The organism is Solimonas sp. SE-A11 (genome assembly GCF_030345715.1).
In the GTDB taxonomy this organism is placed as follows: Bacteria; Pseudomonadota; Gammaproteobacteria; order Nevskiales; family Nevskiaceae; genus Solimonas_A.
This window is the reverse complement of the sequence record NZ_JAUASX010000028.1, coordinates 25,016-46,985: the sequence shown is the minus strand read 5'-3', so window position 1 is coordinate 46,985 and position 21,970 is coordinate 25,016. Positions and strand designations below refer to the sequence as shown.

Here is a 21,970-nt window from a genome sequence, read left to right as displayed (position 1 = left end):
GACCCAAGAAAGCACTCGGCGGGCTGGCGCCCGCCGTCTACGCCAAGCAGCTTGCTGCAAAGGCTATTACCATCAACCCAGGGCTCTAAACCAAACCGCTACTCAAGGCGGGGTAACGTCGATTCCCTGGCGGATATGCGATTTCTGGACCGTGCCCTGCCGTCTACAACCCAGGGACTATTGGCTGCAGCTGCTGGGGTGAAGAGCTCGACCCTTGCGGTTCGGGTTCTACGTGCTGGCGGGCGTGACCTCGGCCTGGATGGCAGGATCGGCGTGGTGATCGATGCTTTAGGCGCTGACCGGAGTCAAGTGACGCACCCACAGTATCCCGAATTCGAAAGGCATATAAGAGCCGCCGGTGGTGCCACTCTTATCGAGGATACTCTGCAGTGGGTTAAACCCTGGTTGGCCGGGGAAAGCCTGGGTGTTCTCGACCATCGCTATGGGCGTGGCATCGAATGGATGCGGCAACTCGCCCGGGCAATTGAACGGCTCGATCACTTGTACCGTGCTGGGGTAGTCAATCGAACTATCCCCCTCGACGAGATCGATCAGAAACTGCTTAAGCTAGGCGTCGTCAAGAAGGGGCGGCGAGGCCCAAAGCTCCGCGATGCACTCGTGCTTGCTCGCGGGCTGGACCAGCTAGCGAAGGGGCATCCTCGAGAGTGGCAAGTGTTCCTGAGCGCAGCCCGGTTGCAAAGACGCGGATTGGAAGAGGTGAACCTGGCTGCGGTCCAAGGCCTGAATATCTCGCAATACCCAGAGGGACGATCGCGAGCGTTGGTCGTGCTTATCGCGCTCGCCATCGACGACATTCTGCGACAGCGGGCGACGTAGGGGGGTCAGGCTAGAGGGTCGCAGATGGAATCCAGCCCATAGTCCATTTTCTCAGCCTCTTCGGCTGCTCCCTCAGCCACACGCCTGCAAGCATCCAGAATCACGCCCAGCAACTCGGTAGCGTCGACTTCCATGTCACTGTCACGGCCGCGGCCCATATACCGGACGGTCGTCAGGAATACTCTACAGGTCAAGAGTTCAATGACACGGGCAAGCCGAATCACCCCGGATCCAAGCACCCGAATCTTGCGGTGTCTGCCATCTACGATTGCATTTAACACCCCGTCCGACGTGCAGTTGATGAGATGAATCAAGTGAATTTCTCGGACCCGATTCGACTCTGGTTGTGTCGGCGATGAAAGAGACAGGATTCGCTGCAAGTGGGCTGGCGGTCCTTGGACGGGGGAGGGCAAAGCCATTGGCGTGCCGGAGTGGTCAATGAGGGGCGGGGTTGCTGCCGTTAGAACGGGCGGCTGATCGTTCCGTAGCGCGAGCGCTCTGCTGTCATTCATCTCTGGCGATGGGTTGGGGCCAACCGGCTCCACAAGTGGATTTGGTTCAATTGAGCCCTGTATCTCGATTTCTATCTGTCCGTTATTCAGCCTCACGATCGCCCTAACAGACCCCTGGCGAGCGCAAAGCCGCGCAAGTTCGGGTGCTGATTCAGCGGCAATAATCATTAGTCAGTCCTCCATTCTGGATGCGCCTAGCATCCGGGATGGCACCGTGGCGGTCAGCCAGGTAACGGCAGCCCTGCGGCCGCCGTTGAACGGATTTTGCGGGTTATCCGGCTATTGCCTCCCCTTGCATTCTGAAAACACCGGTCAACCTGGATGGATGTTCCCAAGGAGGACATGCGATGCCGGGTCAATTTCCACGAGTACTGAGGGCCGCTACCGCCGGCCAATGGCTGATATGCGTCTGGGCGACGGCAATGAAACTGGGTGAAAGCCAGCTGCTAACGATTGACCAACTCAGCTTGGTGCTGATGGCAACCGAGTGTCTGGTGCTGGCCTGGTTGCCCACAGAAGTTGCCAGGAATGAAGGGGACTTAAATGGGTAGATGGGCAATAATCTGTTCAGGCCAATCGGCCTCTGCCCGTCGAGCCCTTCACCGTTTCACGCAACTGTCAGTCGACTGGATGTCCGAGGCGTGGGGGGCATTGTGCTCGGAGTGTGCCGTCGAGGAATGGGAAAGCCCGTCCGAGGGAGATGACCCCATGGTAACGGCGCACCTGTTTTCGGACGATTCTTCGGGAATAAATCCAGCGACTGGTTTGCCCATGGCAGGGGAACTGGACGTGGCGGGAAACCTATACGGGACCGACCTTGCGGAGGATTCGTTTGGATCGGAATCCTGGAACAACGACATCCATGACAGCGGATGTTCTTTCGGCGACTGGTGACTGCCCGTCGGGGGGGCCAGGACTACTCCGGCATTGCGAAGAAGTCCGCCGTCTCGCGGTGAAGTGCCAGAGCCAATCGGTCCAGTACGTCCAGGTTGGTGGCGGTGACGCCGCGCTCGATGGCACTGACGCTTACTTGGCTCAATCCGGCCAGTTCAGCGAGTTTTTCCTGCGAATAGCCCATTGAAACGCGTAAGCGTTTTATTTGTCGGCCTACCGAGATCTTGGCGGGCGTCCTTTGGGGGCCTCTTTTCATCCGGCAAGCCTTGCCGGTTGTGTCAACAAACTCTATAAAGACAACTTTATAATTGAGCTGAGCTTTTCGGTGCTTCCTGCCGGCGAACAGGCTCAGGCGAAAGCGAAATAGGACGTCAAGCCCAAACGGCTCCAACGCCAGCTAGCAAAGGAAAATTTATGGTCAATCAGATTTTCAGCAAGACGGCCACCGCGGCATGTGAGGTCCGGTACGAACGCCACAGCCTGCTCCGGTGGACCTCGGCTGCAATCTTTCTTTTCTTGTCATCCTTGCTTCCGGGGACCGTGCGGGCGGAGACGCTGCAAGATTGGCGAGTTGATTCTGAGCCCGCGCACCTCGACTCCTACAGGAAGGCAATGGATTTCAATCCCGCCTGGGGCGTTGTGGTGCTAATGAAAGGAGACAAGGGGTGGAATCTGGCTCCGGACAGCTCATACCCCTTCCGAGCCGATCTACTAGAGCATCCCGACATCGAGCTTTTGGCGGTCGAATACGACACACGTTTTGTCAGGTTGCTACTGCCGACATTCGGCAAGCGGAGTGGCGATCCGTCGCGGATGGGGTATTGGTGCAAAGGAGGCTTGTTCGGGTACAAGCGAAAAGAACACGGCTATAGCATGTGCACATCCGACTTCACGAAGAGTATTACCGGAGGGTGGGCGGCAGTAACAGGGGTGACATCGCTAGGACAGACCGTCGAATACGTTGCTGCTGTCGATATGGAAGCCATCCGGAAGGCCGTCCGATCGATTGATCTGGATGCACAGCGAAACACGATCCTGAACAGCACAATTCAAGGCGGGTGGACAATCAGGAACGCCGGGCCGCAAGATGCGAACGCCCCGGCGCCAAGGCTGAACTATCCGCCCGAACTCGCGGAGCGTGACAAAGAAAATCGTCGACACTTGGCGACACAAGGCACCAGTGTCCCCCCAACTGGTGGGCCGCATCGTGGAAGCTCATCTGGAACCAGATCCGCACCAGCGAAAGTCGGCGACCGTATCTGCAGGACGGGGACGCTCGAGTACACCGCCTGCTTCAATCCGGAGTTCCAAAGTAGTTGCGTAACCAAGTCGGCGTATGGGCAGCTCCAAGGATATCTCGAAGCGTTATCGCCAGATTCCACGCGAATCCAAATTCGAATGGCGCGTTACGCTTTCGACGGGGGAATCCCTCAGATGCTTGCCGCGTATCCCACTTTGGGCGGCATCAGTGGTCAACCCAACGGCATCCACTGGGATCGCATTCAGAACTGGTGGATCTGCGGCTGGTAGTGACTCGAGTGACCATGTCAGAACAGGAGTTGTAGGAGGCAGCGCTGGACGCGCTGCTGAAGGCATTCTGGCACTGCCGCCGACGTCTTCGGTGGCGATCCAATTTGGCCAGGCGCGCAGTACAGGAGCGACGACAGGCGGCATTTCTGTCGCGAGCATGGGCTTAAATACAGTGTGAATCGGGGCGCCGATGACATGGAAACTCCGTCGCGGACTCCTTCGTGAGCCGCGTCAAAGGCGTCAAGCGTGCGATGGCAGGAGAATACAGCCGCGAGCTTTCGGCCAAGGTCTTCGCTGGCCAGTGCCGTCTGATCGAACTCGGCTACCGGCAAGGTGGGCCAGCCGGATACGGACTGCGTCGGATGCTGATTGATCAGCATGGTTCGATCAAGAGCGAACTCTCGCGCGGTGAGCACAAGTGCCTGCAGACCGACCGCGTGATCCTGATGCCAGGACCGGATGAAGAGTTGCAGACGGTGGCCCAGATCTACCGCTGGTTCATTGACGAGGGAATCATGGAGGCGGGCATCGCCGAACGGCTCAACAGCCGAGGCATCAAGACCGACCTCGACCGCGGCTGGACGCGGGCCACCGTGCACCAGGTCCTCACCAACGAGAAGTACGTCGGCAATAACGTCTACAACCGTGTCTCCTTCAAGCTCAAGAAGCTTCGGGTGGTGAACACGCCCGATATGTGGATCAAGAAAGAGCACGCGTTTGAGGCTATCGTGCCGTCCGATGTGTTCTTCACCGCGCAGGGCATCATCCGCGCCCGTTCCCGGCGCTACACCGACGACGAGCTGATCGAGCGCTTGCGACATCTGTACAAGAGCCGAGGCCTACTCACCAGCCTGATCATCGACGAGACGGACGGTATGCCGTCGTCGTCGGTGTATTCGTTCCGGTTCGGCGGCTTGATCCGCGCTTACGAGCGCGTCGGGTTCACACCCGACCGCGACTATCGCCATATCGAGGTCAACCGCATTCTGCGGCAGATGAACCCCGGCATCGTCGCGCAGACCGAGGCCGAGATCGCCCGCGTCGGCGGCCAGGTCTTCCGGGATCCCGCCACCGATCTGCTGCATGTGAACAGGGAGTTCACGGTGTCGTTGGTACTCGCGCGCTGTACTGTGCCCGCTTCGGGCCGGAACCGCTGGAAGATTCGCTTCGATACGAGCCTGCTGCCGGATATTACCGTGGCAGTGCGAATGGATGTCAGTAACCAGGCGCCGCTCGACTACTACCTGCTGCCGCGCCTCGACTTCGGACACACGCGTTTGAACCTCGCCGACCAGAACGCGGTTGAGTTCGACAGCTATCGGTTCGACACCCTGGATTACCTCTACGGCATGGCGGAGCGGACCCGCCTCCGGAGGGCAGCATGAGCAAGACATGCAGCGGCGAAATCCGGATGATCCCGGTCGATCGCATCGAGGTCCTGAATCACCGCGAACGCAACGCCAAGGTTTTCGAGGAGATCGCGGGCAACATCCACGCTATCGGTCTGAAGAAGCCCATCACCGTAACACCAAGGCCGGGGCCGGAGGGGGAGGAGCACTACCTGCTGGTCTGCGGGGAAGGGCGACTCAATGCCTTCAAGGCGATGCGCCAGCCGACGATCCCAGCGCTAGTGGTCAACGTCAGCGATGAAGATGCCTTCATCATGAGCCTGGCCGAGAACATCGCCCGACGGCAATGCCGTCCGCTGGAGATACTGGCCGGCATCAAGGTGCTGCACGACCAGGGTTACGACAAGAAAACCATCTCCGCCAAGACTGGCCTGACCGCTGAGTACGTCGGCGGCATCCTGACCCTCCTGCAGCACGGCGAGGAGAGATTACTGGTCGCCGTCCAGAAGGGGCGCATCCCGCTCAACACGGCGCTGTCCATCGTTGGCTCTGGCAGCGATGACCGCGCCATCCAGACAGCCCTGCAGCAGGCCTACGAGTTAGGCGATCTCCGCGGTAAACAGTTGCTGGAAGCCAAGAAGGTGCTGGAGCGTCGGATGAATCTGGGCCGCACGGTGGATCGCGGCACGCCGCGTAAGCGTATGAACGTGACGCCGTCGAGCTTGGTACGCACTTACCAGCGGGAGGTCGAACGCCAACGATTGCTGGTCAAGAAGGCGGAGTTTGCGCAGCAGCGGCTGCTCTTCGTGACCGGTGCACTCCGCCAACTTTTTTCCGACGAGAACTTCGGCAATTTGATGCGGGCGGAAGGCCTGGACACACTGCCGAAGTACCTGGCCGAACGGATCGGCGTGCAAGGAGGTGCGGTGTGAAGTCCGTTGCCCTGGGATTTTCGCTGGAAGCCATGTCGGTGGAGATCGCCAATCTGCTGCCGTCCCGCAAGATTCCGGAAGGGCTCAACATCTCGAAGAAGTACAAGCAAATCCGCTCATCCATCGAGGAGATCGGGTTGATCGAGCCACTCTCGATTACACCGGAGATCCAGCAGTCCGGCAACCACATGGTGCTGGATGGACATGTGCGGATGATCGCCTTGCGCGAACTCGGTCACGCCGACGTGCCGTGCCTCGTCGCCAAGGACGACGAAGGCTACACCTACAACAGCCGCATTAACCGCCTGTCGACCATCCAGGAGCACTACATGATCCGCCGCGCCATCGAGCGCGGCGTGTCGGCCGAACGGCTGGCCAAGGCGCTGAGCATGGACGTCAGCCACGTCAATAAGAAGATGCGGCTGTTGGACGGCATTTGCCCGGAGGCGCAGGAGATGCTAAGAGATCGGCAGTTCTCCCCGGAGCTGTCCCGCTTCTTGCGCCAGATGAAGCCCACTCGCCAGGTCGAGTGCATCGAGCTCATGCTCTCAGCCAACAACCTGACCGTCGCCTATGTTGAGGCCATGTTCATCGCAACGCCGGCGGAGATGCTTGTGGAAGGTAAAAAGCCGCGGAAGGCCTCGGGCGGGGTGACGCAGGAGCAGATGGCCAAGATGGAACGCGAGATGGCGAGCCTGCGGGGGCAGTACAAGATGGTCGAGGAATCCTACGGCCAGGATGTTCTTAACCTCGTACTGGCCCGGGGATACCTGATTCGGTTGTTGGAGAATGGGGCTGTCATACGCTACTTGAAGCAGCGGCAGCCGGACGTGCTGAAAGAGCTGCAGGCTGTCGTAATGACCGTTGCGCTCGACCAGTCATAGGTCAACCAACTACCGGCGGGGACAGCTCAGCTTGACGCTGGTGTGGTGCAGCAGGTTCGCTAAGCGCAGGCGCATGGCCTTGGCATTAAAAGTGAATATTTATTCATATTTTCAGCTTCTAGCTGGTTGGTTCGAGTCGCTTCCGCCCAGAGCCGTGCAGCCAGCCCAGGCCGATCCAGAAGGGTGTCACTTACTGGCGCAACGTGGGCAGCGATCCGAGGGCTGTATACAACTCGTCGAACACCGCCCGTACCCTGGCCGGCACGGGGCCGCGCTGGGGTCGGTAGACGTACAGGCCCCAAGCCGGAGGCTCCTCGTTCTGCAGCACCTGCACGAGCTTTCCGCTGGCAATGTAAGGGGCGGCCATGTAGTCCGCCAGTTGTGCAAAGGCGATCCCTGCAAGCACGGCCTCCATCTCCATGTCGGCGTTGTCCGCGATGAAAGCAGGCGAGGCGGGCGTCCACTGCCGCCCTGCCTTGAAGTGCCAGGGCCAGGGACGGCCGGTGTTGATATCCAGGGCGGCGGTGACCGGAAGCCCGGCTAACGCATCAATGCTACCAGGCACGCCCGTCTTCTCGATCAGACGCGGAGCCGCGACGATTGGGAGGTGCATATCAGCCGCCTTGCGGGCAATGAAACGGCTGTCGCGCATGAATCCGACCCTGATTCCGATATCGACCCCCTCGTCGACCGTGTTGCTGATGCGGTCCGACAGGCGCACGTCCAAGGCGATACCCGGATGACGTGCAGCAACACGCTCCAATGCAGGCAGTACCGCCCGGCTGCCCAGGCTATGCGGTGCGGTGACCCGAACCGTGCCCGACACGGAAGCCTGCTGATCCGTCCCGGGTATCCGCCATAGGTCCTCGAACCGCTCCAGCGCGGGGCGCAGCTGTTCCAGCAAGCCCTCGCCAAAGGCCGTGAGGCGTACCTGTCGGGTGCTTCGGTGAAACAGCAGTTCACCATAGTGCTTCTCCAGGCACTGGATGGCGCGGGTGACGGCTTGGGGAGAAGCCCCCAGGCGGACGGCTGCATCGCGAAAGCTGCTGCTCTCGGCCGCCACCCGAAAGATACGGAGCAGTTCCAGGTCATTGTTCACGGCACATCCCGGCGGCAGGCTCTAATTGCCAGCATATTATTCCAAAAAATGGAACTGTGAAATCGAAACTGTTCCATATACAGAGATTTCTCGACTTCTCAAACTGGTGCCCATGCGGAATGACCCGCATTCGACTGCAGAAAACACGGAGCCCCGAATGAGCACCCCCAATTTGATTGCCGCCTACTACGACGCATTCAACCGCGGCGACCGCGAGGCCATGCTGTCGATGCTGGTCGATGACGTTGCGCACGACCTGAACCAGGGCGCGCGCGAAGTCGGCCGCGAGGCCTTTCGCGCTTTCCTGCAGCGCATGGACCGCTGCTATGTAGAGCAGCTGCGCGACATCGTGGTGATGGCCAGTGCCGATGGCCTGCGCGCCAGCGCCGAGTATGTGGTGCACGGTGCATACAAGGTCACCGACGAAGGACTGCCGGAAGCCGCGGGCCAGCGCTATGTGCTGCCGGGCGGCGCGTTCTTCGAAATCCGCCACGGAAAGATCGCGCGTGTCACCAACTACTACAGCCTGGCCGACTGGATCGCCCAGGTCGGCGGGAAGGCCTGAAATGGCGAGCGACGTGCGCGTGCTGACCCGCAGGGGGGCAGACTCGGCCGAGTGGTTCGATGCCGTGGCGAGCCTGCGCGTCGAGGTCTTTCGCAGTTTTCCATATCTGTACGAGGGCGATGCTGGGTACGAGAAGCATTACCTTGCCACCTACGCCCGGTCGGCGGACAGCTTGCTGGTCATTGTTCTCGCCGGCGATCAGGTCGTGGGCGCCTCCACAGGCCTGCCGCTAAGCGCAGCGGAGCCTGCCTTCCGGCAGCCGTTTGCCGACCAGGGAATCCCGGTGGAAGACGTATTCTACTGCGGCGAATCCGTCCTGCTCCCGGCCTTCCGCGGCCTGGGACTGGGGCATCGCTTCTTCGACGAGCGGGAAGCGCATGCCCGATCGCTGGGCGGCATCCGATGGACGGCCTTCGCATCGGTGGATCGAGCGAAGGACGATCCGCGACGCCCGCCCGACTACCGCAGCAACGATCCGTTCTGGACCCGTCGCGGCTACGTGCCGCAGCCGGACATGAGCGTCCGCCTGCCGTGGAAGCAGGTGGAGTCATCGCAGGAAACCGGGCAGACGCTGACCATGTGGCTGCGGCCCCTGGAGGCCCGCCGATGAAGCTTGCCGTGGCCAAGTACTCCGTGGGCAAACCCGCGGACTTCGGGGAATTCGCCGCACGCCAGCGGCTGATCTTGGAGGAAGCGCGTCGCGCCGGCGCCGAACTGGCGGTGCTGCCCGAGTACCTTGCCCTCGAGCTGGCGGCGACGTTTGCCCCCGAGATCAGCCGCGACCTGAGCGCCTCGCTGGCCGCGCTGCAGCCTCTGCAGCCGGCGTGGTTGACGCTGTACGCTGATCTGGCGCGCGAGCTGCGCATGACCCTCCAGGCCGGCACGTTCCTCACCGAGGTGGCACCGCAGCGCTATCGCAATCGGGCCTGGTGGTTTGCGCCAGACGGCACGCGCGGTTATCAGGACAAGTTGCAGCTGACGGGGTTCGAGAGGGCGGCCGGCATCATCGAGGGCGGCGACGACCTCAAGGTGTTCGATCTCAACGGTGTGCGTGCCGGCATCTCCGTCTGCTACGACAGCGAATTCCCCTTGCCCGTACGCGCCCAGCGCGAGGCCGGCGCCCGCCTGCTGCTGGTTCCGAGTTGCACGGACACCGCGGCGGGCGCGACACGGGTCCGCGTGGGCTGCATGGCACGCGCCCTGGAGAACCGGATGTTCGTCGCGCAGGCGGTGACGACTGGAACCGCCGGCTGGAGCCCTGCGCTGGACACGAACACCGGCGAGGCCACGATCTATGCACCGATGGATCATGGCTTTCCGGAAGGCGGCATTCTCGCCATGGCCCGCGGCGAGCAGTTGTGGGCGATCGCCGATCTGGACTTCGAGGCGCTTGAAAAGCACCGGGCACAGGCCCAGGTCGCGGTTGACCGCGACTGGGATGGGCAGAAGATGCCGGCTCTCCAGAGGGCTCGGTATGCGAATCCGTAGCTGGTTTTTCCCAACCACCACCCGGACCCCAGGCGGATCGCCCGCCATCGGGTTCATCTCAACCCAGAGGTTTCAATCATGACGAAGCTCCCTGTTCTAACCCTGATGTTCTCCTCTCTCCTTCTGCCGCTCGCGGCTCACGCGGGCGCGTGCGACGGCCTTCCTGGCTGGCAGCAGCTCAAGGAAACGCTCACCGCCGCCCGCAAGGAATCCAATGGCGGCTTCAACCTCGACATGTGGGGCACGGTTGTCAGCACCGACGGCACCGTGTGTGCCGTGGCCTTCACCGGCGCGGAGTACGGCGACCAGTGGCTCGGTAGCCGCGTGATCTCCGCGCAGAAGGCGAATACCGCGAATGCCTTCAGCCTTCCGGGCCTCGCGCTTTCCACCGCCAATCTCTACTCGGCCACGCAGCCGGGCGGCAGCCTCTACGGCTTGCAGCACTCCAACCCGGTGGACACCGGCGTGGCCTACGCCGGCAACGCCGCGTATTTCGGCACCGCGAAGGACCCCATGACGGGCAAGCGGATCGGCGGCGTGAACGTGTTCGGCGGCGGACTGGCGCTATACAACGCGAAAGGCGATCGCGTGGGAGCACTGGGCGTCAGCGGCGATTCTTCGTGCGCGGACCACAACATCGCCTGGAAGACGCGCCAAGCGTTCGCGCTCGACTACGTGCCGGGTGGTGTCAGCCCCGCGAAGGACGACAACATCATCTTCCTCGGCCAGACCGAGAAGTCGAGCGGCTTCAAGCATCCACTCTGCGGGGGAACCGAGGAGAAGGTGAAGCTGTCGGTGGTGAGAAAGAAGTAAATCAGCCCGCGCAGGGCGGGCATAACCCGCCCTGCGCGCTGTTGCCGAAACATGCGGCTCACAACCTTCGGGGGAAAAAATGACGAAACCTGCTTCCGGTGGTTCATCCCGCACCGCAGGGGCCAGCGGTTTCCTGGAAGTGCGTGGCGCACGCGAGAACAACCTCAAGGACGTTGACGTCGCCATCCCACGCAATGCGCTGGTCGTGTTTTCCGGCGTCTCCGGATCCGGCAAGTCCTCGCTCGCCTTCGGCACCATCTATGCCGAGGCGCAGCGGCGCTACTTCGAGTCGGTGGCGCCGTACGCGCGGCGCCTGATCGATCAGGCGGGCGTGCCGGATGTCGATGCGATCGACGGCCTGCCTCCGGCGGTGGCCCTGCAGCAGCAGCGCGGCTCCAGCAACGCGCGCTCCTCCGTGGGCAGCGTGACGACCTTGTCGAGCCTGGTGCGGATGATGTATTCCCGCGCCGGCGCTTACCCGGCCTGCCAGCCGATGCTGTATGCCGAGGATTTCTCGCCAAACACGCCCCAGGGAGCATGCCCGAGCTGCCATGGCCTCGGACATGTGTACGAGGTGACCGAAGCCAGCATGGTGCCGGACCCGTCACTGAGCATTCGCGAACGTGCGGTCGCCGCCTGGCCGCCGGCCTGGCACGGGCAGAACCTGCGCGACATCCTGGTGACCCTGGGCTACGACATCGACCGGCCATGGAAGGACCTCTCCAGGAAAGACCGCAACTGGATCCTGTTCACCGAGGAAACGCCCACCGTGCCGGTTTACGCGGGCTTCACGGCTGCCGAAACCCGCGCGGCGCTCAGGCGCAAGCTGGAGCCCAGCTATATGGGGACCTTCACCGGCGCACGGCGCTACGTGCTGCAGACCTTCGCCAACACCCAGAGCGCGCTGATGAGAAAGCGCGTATCCCGCTTCATGGAAGGCCAGCCGTGTCCGTCCTGCCACGGCAAGCGGCTCAAGCCCGAGGCGCTTTCGGTGACCTTCGCCGGGGCGGACATCGGCGAATTCCTGAAAATGCCGCTGGACCAGGTGGCGGCCTTGCTGGAACCCATTGCCAAGGGCGATTTCCATGCGCATGCCGCTGGAGCGGGCGCCGACAAGGAGGTCACGCGCCGCGACCGTGCCGCGCGTGCGGCCTCGGGCCGGGCCGTCCATGCGGCATCGCCCGATGTACGTCGCAGCTCCGCGCTGTCGGAGGAAAAGCGCCTCGCCGCGCAGCGCCTGGCCGACGGGGTATTGGCGCGCTTGCGCCAGTTGCGGGAGCTGGGCCTGGGCTACCTGACGCTGGACCGCGCAACGCCGACCCTCTCGGCCGGCGAACTGCAGCGCCTGCGGCTTGCTACGCAGCTGAGTTCCCTGCTGTTCGGCGTGGTTTATGTGCTCGACGAGCCCTCGGCGGGCCTGCATCCCTCGGACAGCCGGGCTTTATACGGCGCACTCGAAAGGCTGCGCGACGCGGGCAATTCGGTGCTCGTGGTGGAGCACGACCTGGATCTGATGCGCCGAGCGCAATGGCTGGTGGATGTCGGCCCGGAGGCCGGTGAGCGCGGCGGCCGCGTTCTCTACAGCGGCGTACCTGTCGGCCTGCGCGACGTCGCCGAGTCGCGCACTGCGGGCTACCTGTTCGCCAAGATCCCCGCGCCGGGCAGCCGCGGGCGCACACCCGCCGGCTGGCTGGAGTTGCAGGGTATCCGTCGACATAACCTGCGTGGGGTGGATGCGCGCATACCGCTGGGCGTCCTGACGGCCGTCACCGGCATCTCCGGCTCCGGCAAGTCCAGCCTCGTGGCGCAGGCGCTGCCCGAGCTGGTGCTGCTGCACCTGGGGCACGAGCCCGAGGACGATCCGGTCGAAGCAGAGGACGGTGATGGGCCTGCGGTGATCGAGACCACCGGAGGCCACCTCGCCGGTGATGTGGACGCCGTGCAGCGCCTGGTGCAAGTGGACCAGAAGCCGATCGGCCGCACGCCGCGTTCCAACCTGGCGACGTACACCGGGCTGTTCGATCACGTGCGCAGGCTTTTCGCCGCTACCCCCGATGCGCGCCGCCGCCGTTTCGATGCGGGCCGGTTCTCGTTCAATGTGCCGAAGGGACGCTGCGAAACCTGCGAGGGAGAGGGATTCGTTAGCGTGGAGTTGCTGTTCATGCCCAGTGTGTACGCGCCCTGCTCGACGTGTCATGGAGCGCGTTACAACGAAGCCACACTGAAGGTGCTCTGGAAGGGGCGCAACATTGCCCAGGTGCTGCAGATGACCGTGGAGGAGGCGCATGAATTCTTCGGCGGCGAGGATGCAGTGGCGCGCCCGCTGCAGCTTCTGATCGATATCGGCTTGGGCTACCTGCGCCTGGGACAGCCGGCTACCGAGCTGTCCGGAGGCGAGGCGCAGCGCATCAAGCTGGCCACTGAACTGCAGCGCAGCCAGCGCGGCCGCAACCTGTACGTGCTCGACGAGCCGACCACCGGGCTGCATGCATCGGATGCCGATCGGCTGCTGGTTCAATTGCAGCGCCTGGTCGATGCGGGCAACACGGTAGTGATGATCGAGCATGACATGCGCGCGGTGATGCAAGCCGACTGGGTGATCGACGTGGGTCCGGGCGCGGGCGACGCCGGTGGCCGGCTGGTGGCGAGCGGCACGCCGCATCAAGTATCTCAGGCAGCGGGCAGTCGAACCGCTCCATTTCTCGCGCAAGAGCTGCAGGGCCATTCCCGCAATATAGCGCCGGTGAAATGACGGGCCTTTCTTACTTCCGCAGGGCGGAACCCTTGCGAAGCCGCGACGCCTTGGCAGGGCTCAAGCACAGAAGCGACAAAGACCATGCGGTAATGATGCTTGCTGTCGCAGCGAGCAGCTGAACACGCGACTGCCCGCTCGGAGGCCGCCGGGGCATCCAGTAGGTTCCCGCAAAGCAGGCCCGGGATAGAGCGCCACTCCGCCCCGGCAAATTGCACGCTCATCTGCGTTACGTTGCAGATCGAGGTTGCTCCCCGCTGGTGCCAAGAGCGAGCGGCCGCGCGGCGATTTCCGCTACCAAAATCCGCTTTTTCTGCAGGAAACGCGGTTCCCTTTTTGTCGACCGAGGGATAGCACCAGATTATTCATCCTAGTGATGGCGATCATTCCCGCAATCGGGTTCACTTATATCGCTGCTTCACTGATTCTCCCTCCGCAGTTTATTACTACTAGGAGGAGACTCGGCAATGAGCCGTCGCGCGCCACTGGCGCTCCATCTTGGATTGCCCAGCGCGATCCTGGCCATTTTTGCTGTGGCTGCCGCCTTTTCGCCGATCGCCCATGGCGCCACGCACGTCGCTGACGACCTGCAAAAAATTGCGTCGAATGGCCAGGCGATCGTGGCTGTCGGCAATGACCTACTGTCCCGTTCGACCGATTCCGGCAAGACCTGGGAAGCGCAAAAGCTAGAGAGGCGAGCGGCGCTGATCGATGTCGCGGCTTGCGCGGACAGAAGCTTTGTCGCACTCGACTTCCATCGCCGTGTCTGGACTGGGAATGCACAAGGTACCGGCTGGCGCCTTGCCGCGGGCTCGATGCCGGAGGACTTCACCCCTATGGCCCTGGCGTGTGCTCCGGACGGCGGATTCTGGGTCGTTGGGACCTATTCCACAGTTCTGCATAGCAGCGATCGCGGAGTGAGCTGGCAGAAGACCGAGTTTGGCCAAGACGCGATCCTCACCACCATCCGATTCCTCGACGCCGGCAATGCGGTTGTCGCCGGTGAGTTTGGCATCGTTGCGCGCAGCAGCGATGGCGGCGCCAGCTGGGAGATGCTGCCCCCCATTCCGGACGATTTCTACGCCTTCGACGTCTGGTTCACCGACGCCGATACCGGCTGGCTGACGGGTCGCGGCGGGATCATCCTGTGCACCCGCGATGGCGGTCAGAGCTGGGCGCCGGAGGCTAATGCCGCCGGTGTGCCGATGTACGGCTTTCTGTCTGGAGCCGGTGGCCGCCTATTTGCTGTCGGCGAACTCGGTTTGATCCAGCAGCGCGGATCCAACGGCAAATGGCGGGTTTTGCCGAGCGCTACCTCCGGCAGCGGTTACCTCCGTGGCGGCGTCGCCCTCCCGGGCCGCTCGTCCCTGATCGTGGTCGGCGGTTCCGGCGCCCGCACGCCGGCGATGGTGAATATCGAATCGGAGGGCATCCATTGATTCGCCAAAAGATAGTCGCCGCGCTGCAGCGGGGCGAAGAGTGGATTTTTGCCAGCCCGCGCTTTGTGCTCGCGCTGATTCTCGGCCTGTCGGCGTTCTTCGCCAGCCAGATCCCCGGCATGAAAATGGCGTCGGATTTCGAGGACCTTCTGCCGCAGCAGCATTCCTATATCCAGCTGCACAACGAGGTGCGCGGGATTTTTGGCGGGGCCAACGTCATCACGGTTGCGGTGGAGGTCGGGCAGGGCACGATCTTCAGCAACGAAGCACTCGCCGCGATCGAACGCATTACGCAGGGCATCGACATGCTGCCGGGGGTCAATCACAACCTCGTGGCCAGCATCACGCATCGCACGACGCGCCGGGTCTACATCAATGAAGCCGGCACGATCCGCTCCGATCCCTACTACGACCCGAATACCGAGACCCTGACGGCGGCGCAACTCAAGACCTTGCAGTTGCAGGTGCAGGCGGATCCTCGCATCAGCGGGCGCCTGGTGTCGGCCGATGGCAGGGTGGCTATCATCCGGGCACAGATGAACAGTTCGACCTCCGACGAACTGCTCGAAGCCTTCGCCGGGCTACAGAAAATCCGCGAGGCAGAAGCACGCGACGGCCTGCGCATCTATGCGGTCGGAAACCCGGTGCTGACTGGCTGGGTCTACACCTACCTGCCGCAGATCGTCGAGATTCTGCTGTACACCACGGCCCTGATCATACTGTTGTTGGCGGGATACTTCCGCCGCCTCTACGGCATCGTGCTGCCCTTGCTGGGCATTCTCCTGTCCTCGGCCTGGGGCCTGGGCTTCATGAATCTGGTCGGCATTCATCTCGATCCGCTGTCGATGCCGATCCCCTTTCTGATTGCCGCCCGTGCGACTTCGCACGGGGTGCAGTTGGTCGAGCGCTACTATTACGAACTGGCGCGCACCCAGAACGGTCGCCAGGCTGCACGCAATGCATTGGACGCGCTGTTCCGCCCAGGTTCCCTGGCGATCATCGTCGACGCCATCGGTATCGCCGCAGTGGCGATCGGTGCGGCGCCATTCAACAAGCATCTTGGTGCCTTTGCCGGCTTCTGGGCCTTCTCGGTGATCTTCACGGTGCACTTCATGGTGCCGCTGGCGCTGACCGTACTACCGCAGCCCAGGCGCACTGATAACAGCCGTGATCAGACTTCGGCGCATCTGCACCGGATGGTGGAGCCGGTCTCCAACGCCGGCGTCGGCCGTGCGGTGCTGTTGGGCGCCCTGGTGCTGCTCGGGCTGGGTGCATGGGGCGCGTCCCAGGTGCAGTTCGGAGAGTCCGAGCCTGGCTCGCCGATTCTCAAGCGTGACCACGACTACAACCGCTCGGCGCACCTGATCTCGGAGAGCTTCCCCGGCAGTGAGGAACTGTTCGTGGTGGCCCGCTCCAGCGAGCGCGAGGGCTTGCGCAGCCCCGAGGCGATGGCAGCCATGGAGAAATTCGAGCGCTACATGCTTGAGGAGCCGGTGGTGGGAGCCGCCAAGGGCCTCCCAGATTTGGTGAAGCAGGTCAATCGCCTGACCCACGAGGGCGATCCGCGCTGGCTGCAGGTCCCCGGAGATGCACGCGGCGTGGGCAGCCTGATGTATGCCTTCGAGTACTCCAGTCCGGTACCCGGAGCCCTGCGCGAGTACGTCAACCCCGAGGAGACGCTGGCAAACCTGAGCTTCTACCTGCCGGACCTGCAGGCGAAGACGATCGAGGCGGCGGTGCAGCGCGCGAAGCAGGGCGCCGAGCTTTACGGCAAGGGTATCGAGGGCTTCACGATCGAGCCGGCGGCCGGTGTCGTCGGCGTCAACGCCGCTATCAATCAGGCCAACTTCCATGACAGCGTCATGGTCACGGCTTTCGTGTTGATCGCATCGTTCCTGATGGTGGCGATCTACTACAACTCGGCGCACGCCGGCTGGCTGATGATCCTGCCGATGATCTTCGCCACGGTGCTCAGCTACGGCTATCTGGGCATCGCCAATGTAGGCATAAACGTCAACATCATCCCGGTGGTCGCGGTGGGAATGGGCGTGGGCATCGACTATGCGATCTATGTGATGGACCGCGTTCGCGACGAGATAGAGAAGGGACGAGCGCTGCACGATGCCGTCGCCCATGCCATCAGCACCACTGGCCTTGCGGTGATGTTCACCGCAACGACCCTCGTCGCTGGTGTGGTCATGTGGGTGTTCTTCTCAGACCTGCGCTTCCAGTCCTCGGCCGCACTGCTGCTGATTGTGATGCTGGTGCTCAACGCCATTGGCGCCATGGTCGTCGTACCCGCCTGGATTCTCGCCTTCCGCCCCGGCTTCGTGACGGCCTCGTCCGCCGCGCCCGTGGGCTCCATCGGGGCGGCATCACCCCCGGATTTCGCCACGCCCGGCTGCGGGCGCCAGGCAGCCGCCGAATAACCAGAGACCTGAGAGAGGAGTGAATCAGATGAGGATTACCGGAAAGGCATTGGGAAGCCTCGCGATGGGATTGTGCGCATGGGGCTTGGCCCTGCATGGCAAGACGGTACAGGCCGGGGAACTGGGCGCATGGCGCATCAATGGCTTCCTGGAGAACGATACCCGCGTCCGCCAGGATGTCGGCCTGTCGAAGGAGCGCAATACCCTGCGCCTCGAGGCAGATCGCGAGTTCGACGATCTCGGTGCCTTCACCGGCAACTCCTTGACCTTGAAGCTGCGTGGCACCTACGACGGTGTTTATGACCTCAATTCGAAGGAGTACGGCCGCGATGCCGGTGGCCCGATCTGCCTGGAGGACACCTCCGGCTTGATCCCGGCCGGCTGCGTGGCGCATGGCCGCGGCGCCTTCGGCGGCAATAACCTGCAGTACGGGGTGTTCAACGGCGTGCCGGGCGCAGGCCTCGGCCAATTCGGTTTCAACCTGGCCAACAATCCTAACGACGGCATGATCGTGCTGGGCGAGCCCCTGCACCGGCCGGGCGGCGGTGTCGCATTCGGCGTTCCGGTGCGGCCCTGCGACGTGGATTCCCGCGGCTGCCTCGGCGGCTACATGGACGGCAGCGAGAACGATCTGCGCTTCCCGGAATTCGCTGATGCCGACCGCCTCGACTGGCTGCGCGAAGCCTACTTCGACAGTTCCCTGCTGTTCTCATCGCCGCTCAACGGCGAGGAGCAGGAACTGTTCTTCCGCGTAGGCAAGCAGCAGGTCATCTGGGGCCGTACCGATCTGTTTCGCGTGCTCGACGTCATCAACCCGGTCGACTACTCGCGCAACAACATCTATGACGAATTGCAGGACATTCGCATCCCGATGTGGATCGCCACGGCAGAGTACCGAATGGGCCCGGTGGCGGCCCTGCAGGATCTCAACTGGCAGGTGGTATGGAACTTCGACAAATTCCGCCCCAACAGCCTGGGCCAATGCGGCACCGCCAACGTCATCCTGGATGCCGGCTGCTTCTTCCGCGGCATGAAGAATCTCTGGGATAACGGCGGTACGGTGTCCAACTTTGCCCTGGTGCCGCCAATCCTCGGGCAGCCGGGTATGGCTATGACTACGGACTTCGGGCCTAACCAGGTCGGCATCCGCGAGGTCAAGCTGCCGAACTGGACGCTGTCGAACACCCAGATCGGTACCAAGTTCGAGGGCGTGCTGGGCGACGTCAGCTTCTCGCTCAACGGCCTGCTGTATCGCTCGCAGCTGCCCAGCCTGCATGGCGGCTCCGAGGGGCCGCCAGCGATCAGTCCCTTCGCCAACCTGCTGCTGCCGGTAGACCTGCAATTGCCGGAACTGCTGCCGGGGGTGGGCCAGTACAACACAGTGCCGCGCCAGGTGCCGTACCTGATCGCCTTCGATATCGCTTTTCCGCGCGTCAAGATGCTGGGGGGCTCCCTGGACTTCACGATCGCGCCGATCAAGACGGTGGCGCGCATCGAGGCGGCGATGACCTGGGGCGAGCAGTTTCCCAACACCCTGCGGCCGAGCCTGTATAGCGAGTCGCGCGTTGCGCGCTACGTCGTCGGCCTGGATCGCCTGACCTTCATTCCCTTCCTGAACGCCGACCGCACCTTCCTGTTCTCGCTGCAGATTTTCGGCCAGCACCTGCTCGACCACGAGCTGGAGCAGGGTCGTTTGGGGCAGGTGGGCATGCCGGACTGGAAGGACAACTGGACCGCCACGCTCTTCATGCAGACCTGGTACCTGCAAGACCGCTTGCAGCCAAAGCTGGTGATGGCGCGTGACTGGAAGGCCGGTGCCTACGCGATGCAGCCTTCGGTGGACTACCTGCTATCGCAGAACCTCAAGCTGTCGATCGGTGCCAACGTCAAGTTCGGCGACGGTGCGCAGAAATTCAACGACTGCCGCGACTGCAACCCCTATCCGCCGTTTACCGCCTATGCCTCATCCGGCGGCCCCTTGCTGGAGGCCGGCCCCATCGGTCTCACCGGCTTCGAGCCGCTGGGCCGTTTCCGCCAGGGCCCCCTGGGCTCATCGGACAAGGAAGACGAGGTCTTTATCAATTTGGGCTACCAGTTCTTCTGATCCGGCCCCACGCAGAAACCCCCGAGAGGAATCCAAGATGAAGAGAATCACCCGATCCGTATTGGCGATGCTCGCCGGAACGCTGTTCACTGCTCCGGCGCTGGCGCAAGGCGCCGACGACGTCATCAACCAGTCCTTTTACCCCTACAAGGCCGGCGCGCCGACGGCGGCCGGCGTTAACGTCGGGGTCCTGATCGACAAGAACAATGCCGACCAGTTCAAGGCGGTGCTGGACCCGGTCACCTACGACCTGCTGAAGAAAGGTGTGCAGCCGTCTATCAAGGTTGGCCCCACCGATTCCTTCGATGTGCATCCGAAGTACGTGGAGGCGACACGGCAGAACATCGGCAAGGTCAAGATCGTCGGTGGCAACCTCGAAGGCTACAGCGCCGGCCGACCGTTTCCGGAGCTGCCGTCGAGCAGCGATGCCGACGCCGGCCGCAAGCTGGCGTTCAATTTCCGTCACACCTTCTCGGCTGGCGACAACGTCCAGATCAAGCCGTTCTACTGGAAGTACCGCAACGCCGCAACCGGAAAGGTGGATCGCACGGTCGAATTCCAGTTCAACTTCCTGAACTTCAAGCACCGTGTCGCCGAGCAGCCGATCCCGGCGGTCTCGCCCAACCCCAACGACTACTTCCGCGGCATCTACGGCAAGGCCTTCAGCCCTCAGGACGTGCAGGACACGCAGCTGATGATCCTGGGCTTCGACCAGGACCAGAAGGCCAGCGACGGCTACCTGTATCTGGGCTTCCAGCGCCGCGTGCGTCGCCTGGAGACCAGCCAGACCACGGATGCCTTCCTCGGTTCCGACCTGATGATCCAGGACTTCGAAGGCTACTTCGGCCGCGTGGCCGAGATGAACTGGAAGTTCAAGGGAACCAAGACCCTGCTGATGCCGCTGTACCGCCATAACGAGCAGAAGCTTTCGGATGAGTACAAGCAGCCGGACGGCTACAAGTTCGTTGCGATGACCGGCAAGGGCGAGTGCTTCCCCGACGTCACCTGGCAGCTGCGGCAGGTGCACGAACTGGAGATGACGCCGGTTGATAAATCCTCGCCGGTTGGTCGCCGCGTGATGTACCTCGACTCCCAGACCTTCGTCGCGCCGCGAACGCTGATCTATGACCGCGCCGGCAAGCTGTGGAAGTCCTGGACCATCGGCCACACCTCTACCGAGCATCATCTGCCGAGCAACAAGGGCAAGTTTGCGGCGATCTACGATAGCTTCGGCATGTTCGACGTGCAGAACCAGCGCTGCACCACCGGGCAGTTCCGCACCGAGATTGACGGAAGCAAGAGCCCGGTGCGCATGTTCAACCCGCAGTTCATGCGCAGCGGTGGTGCTTGATGGGAAGGAAGTTGCTCACTGTCGATGAGGTTCGTGGGTGTTGGGCGATCATGCCCACACCCGCGACCCCCGATGCCGGCGATTGGCGCGTCCAGGACAGCGTTGACCTCGACGAAACCGCGCAAACGGCGGAGAAACTGATCGCCGCTGGGGTCGACGCGATCGTGACCCTGGGCTCCCTGGGCGAGTGCGCGACGCTGACCTGGGAGGAGAAGCGCGCCTACCTGAGCACGCTGGTCGAGACCGTGCGCGGCCGCGTGCCGCTATTCGGCGGCACCAGCAGCCTGGGCACGCGCGAAACCATCCGGCAGACGCGCGAGGCGCGTGCCATCGGCATTGACGGCGTCATGCTTGGGCCGCCCATGTGGTGCGCGCCCGACGTGCCGACCGCGGTGCAGTTCTACCGCGACGTCGCCGAGGCATGCCCGGATACGGCGATCTGCATCTACGCCAACCCAGAGGCCTTCAAGTTCGATTTCCCGCGGCCGTTCTGGGCGCAGGTCGCGGAAATCCCGCAGGTCATCACGGCGAAGTACCTGGGTATCGGCGCACTAATGGCGGATCTGAATCTGACCAAGGGACGCATCCGCTTCCTACCGATTGACGCCGACTACTACGCAGCCGCACGTATTGCGCCGGAGTTCTGCACCGCTTTCTGGACCAGCGGCGCCGTCTGCGGCCCGGCGCCGGTGCTGCGGCTGCGCGACGAAGTGGAACGGGCGAAGAAATGCGGTGACTGGGCTCAGGCCCAGGCACTGACCGGCGCCATCAGCCGCACTTACCAAACACTGTTCCCGCAAGGCTCGTTCAAGGAGTTCTCGCTCTACAACATTGGTCTGGAGAAGGCGCGCATGGACGCCGCCGGCTGGATGCGAGCGGGCCCGGCCCGGCCGCCGTACACGCTGGTGCCGGAGGCTTATCTCGAAGGTGCCCGCGAGTCCGGCCGGCGTTGGGCACAGCTGCACCGGGAATACGACAAGCAGGGAGGGTGA

The 21,970-nt window shown here is 62.8% G+C and carries 16 protein-coding genes and 1 pseudogene; 15 read left to right on the top strand and 2 right to left on the bottom strand.

Features of this window, described 5'->3' with window-relative positions:
- Positions 1-837, top strand: an 837-nt coding sequence (locus QT386_RS21890; protein ID WP_289275877.1) for a hypothetical protein, incomplete at its 5' end; no start/stop codon positions are given.
- Positions 838-2,265: 1,428 nt separating this feature from the next.
- Here the strand turns inward: QT386_RS21890 and QT386_RS21885 are convergent.
- Positions 2,266-2,499 carry a helix-turn-helix domain-containing protein gene (locus tag QT386_RS21885; RefSeq protein ID WP_289275876.1) on the bottom strand — a complete coding sequence of 78 codons (234 nt, stop codon included), beginning with the start codon at positions 2,497-2,499 and terminating at the stop codon, positions 2,266-2,268.
- Between the two features lie 158 nt (positions 2,500-2,657).
- On the opposite strand from QT386_RS21885, the gene QT386_RS21880 reads away from it, so the two are divergent.
- The 4 genes and pseudogenes from QT386_RS21880 to QT386_RS21865 all read left to right on the top strand — a co-directional run bounded on the left by QT386_RS21880 (position 2,658) and on the right by QT386_RS21865 (position 6,938).
- Positions 2,658-3,773 carry a hypothetical protein gene (locus QT386_RS21880; RefSeq protein WP_289275875.1) on the top strand — a complete coding sequence of 372 codons (1,116 nt, stop codon included), beginning with the start codon at positions 2,658-2,660 and terminating at the stop codon, positions 3,771-3,773.
- 230 nt (positions 3,774-4,003) lie between these two features.
- A pseudogene (locus tag QT386_RS21875) lies at positions 4,004-5,158 on the top strand (recombinase family protein); the annotation flags it as partial.
- Complete coding sequence (locus tag QT386_RS21870; RefSeq protein ID WP_289275873.1) at positions 5,155-6,054, top strand: plasmid partitioning protein RepB C-terminal domain-containing protein; 900 nt, start codon at positions 5,155-5,157, stop codon at positions 6,052-6,054. The pseudogene QT386_RS21875 and the gene QT386_RS21870, both read left to right, overlap by 4 nt.
- Positions 6,051-6,938 (top strand): plasmid partitioning protein RepB C-terminal domain-containing protein, encoded by an 888-nt coding sequence (locus QT386_RS21865; RefSeq protein ID WP_289275872.1) that lies wholly within the window; start codon positions 6,051-6,053, stop codon positions 6,936-6,938. The genes QT386_RS21870 and QT386_RS21865 overlap by 4 nt, the downstream gene beginning before the upstream one ends.
- Positions 6,939-7,128: 190 nt before the next feature.
- Here the strand turns inward: QT386_RS21865 and QT386_RS21860 are convergent, their stop codons facing one another.
- Positions 7,129-8,037, bottom strand: a complete 909-nt coding sequence (locus QT386_RS21860; protein ID WP_289275871.1) for a LysR family transcriptional regulator — start codon at positions 8,035-8,037, stop codon at positions 7,129-7,131.
- A 157-nt stretch (positions 8,038-8,194) separates the two neighbouring features.
- On the opposite strand from QT386_RS21860, the gene QT386_RS21855 reads away from it, so the two are divergent.
- From QT386_RS21855 to QT386_RS21810, 10 genes are all read left to right on the top strand, one after another.
- Positions 8,195-8,602: a ketosteroid isomerase-related protein gene (locus QT386_RS21855; RefSeq protein ID WP_289275870.1), complete on the top strand. Its 408-nt coding sequence runs from the start codon at positions 8,195-8,197 to the stop codon at positions 8,600-8,602.
- 1 nt (position 8,603) lies between these two features.
- Positions 8,604-9,212 (top strand): GNAT family acetyltransferase, encoded by a 609-nt coding sequence (locus QT386_RS21850; RefSeq protein ID WP_289275869.1) that lies wholly within the window; start codon positions 8,604-8,606, stop codon positions 9,210-9,212.
- Positions 9,209-10,090 (top strand): carbon-nitrogen hydrolase family protein, encoded by an 882-nt coding sequence (locus QT386_RS21845; protein WP_289275868.1) that lies wholly within the window; start codon positions 9,209-9,211, stop codon positions 10,088-10,090. Before QT386_RS21850 ends, QT386_RS21845 begins: the two co-directional genes overlap by 4 nt.
- Positions 10,091-10,168: 78 nt before the next feature.
- Positions 10,169-10,903, top strand: coding sequence for a heme-binding protein (locus tag QT386_RS21840; RefSeq protein ID WP_289275867.1), 735 nt, complete (start codon positions 10,169-10,171; stop codon positions 10,901-10,903).
- Positions 10,904-10,982: 79 nt separating this feature from the next.
- Entirely contained in the window at positions 10,983-13,655 is a 2,673-nt protein-coding gene (locus QT386_RS21835; protein ID WP_289275866.1) for an excinuclease ABC subunit UvrA, read from the top strand.
- A 467-nt stretch (positions 13,656-14,122) separates the two neighbouring features.
- Positions 14,123-15,094: a hypothetical protein gene (locus QT386_RS21830; RefSeq protein ID WP_289275865.1), complete on the top strand. Its 972-nt coding sequence runs from the start codon at positions 14,123-14,125 to the stop codon at positions 15,092-15,094.
- Entirely contained in the window at positions 15,091-17,523 is a 2,433-nt protein-coding gene (locus tag QT386_RS21825) for an RND family transporter (protein ID WP_289275878.1), read from the top strand. The genes QT386_RS21830 and QT386_RS21825 overlap by 4 nt, the downstream gene beginning before the upstream one ends.
- A gap of 64 nt (positions 17,524-17,587) precedes the next feature.
- Positions 17,588-19,627, top strand: a complete 2,040-nt coding sequence (locus QT386_RS21820; RefSeq protein ID WP_289275864.1) for a DUF1302 family protein — start codon at positions 17,588-17,590, stop codon at positions 19,625-19,627.
- Positions 19,628-19,664: 37 nt separating this feature from the next.
- Positions 19,665-20,978, top strand: a complete 1,314-nt coding sequence (locus QT386_RS21815) for a DUF1329 domain-containing protein (protein WP_289275863.1) — start codon at positions 19,665-19,667, stop codon at positions 20,976-20,978.
- A 50-nt stretch (positions 20,979-21,028) separates the two neighbouring features.
- Positions 21,029-21,970 carry a dihydrodipicolinate synthase family protein gene (locus tag QT386_RS21810; protein WP_289275862.1) on the top strand — a complete coding sequence of 314 codons (942 nt, stop codon included), beginning with the start codon at positions 21,029-21,031 and terminating at the stop codon, positions 21,968-21,970.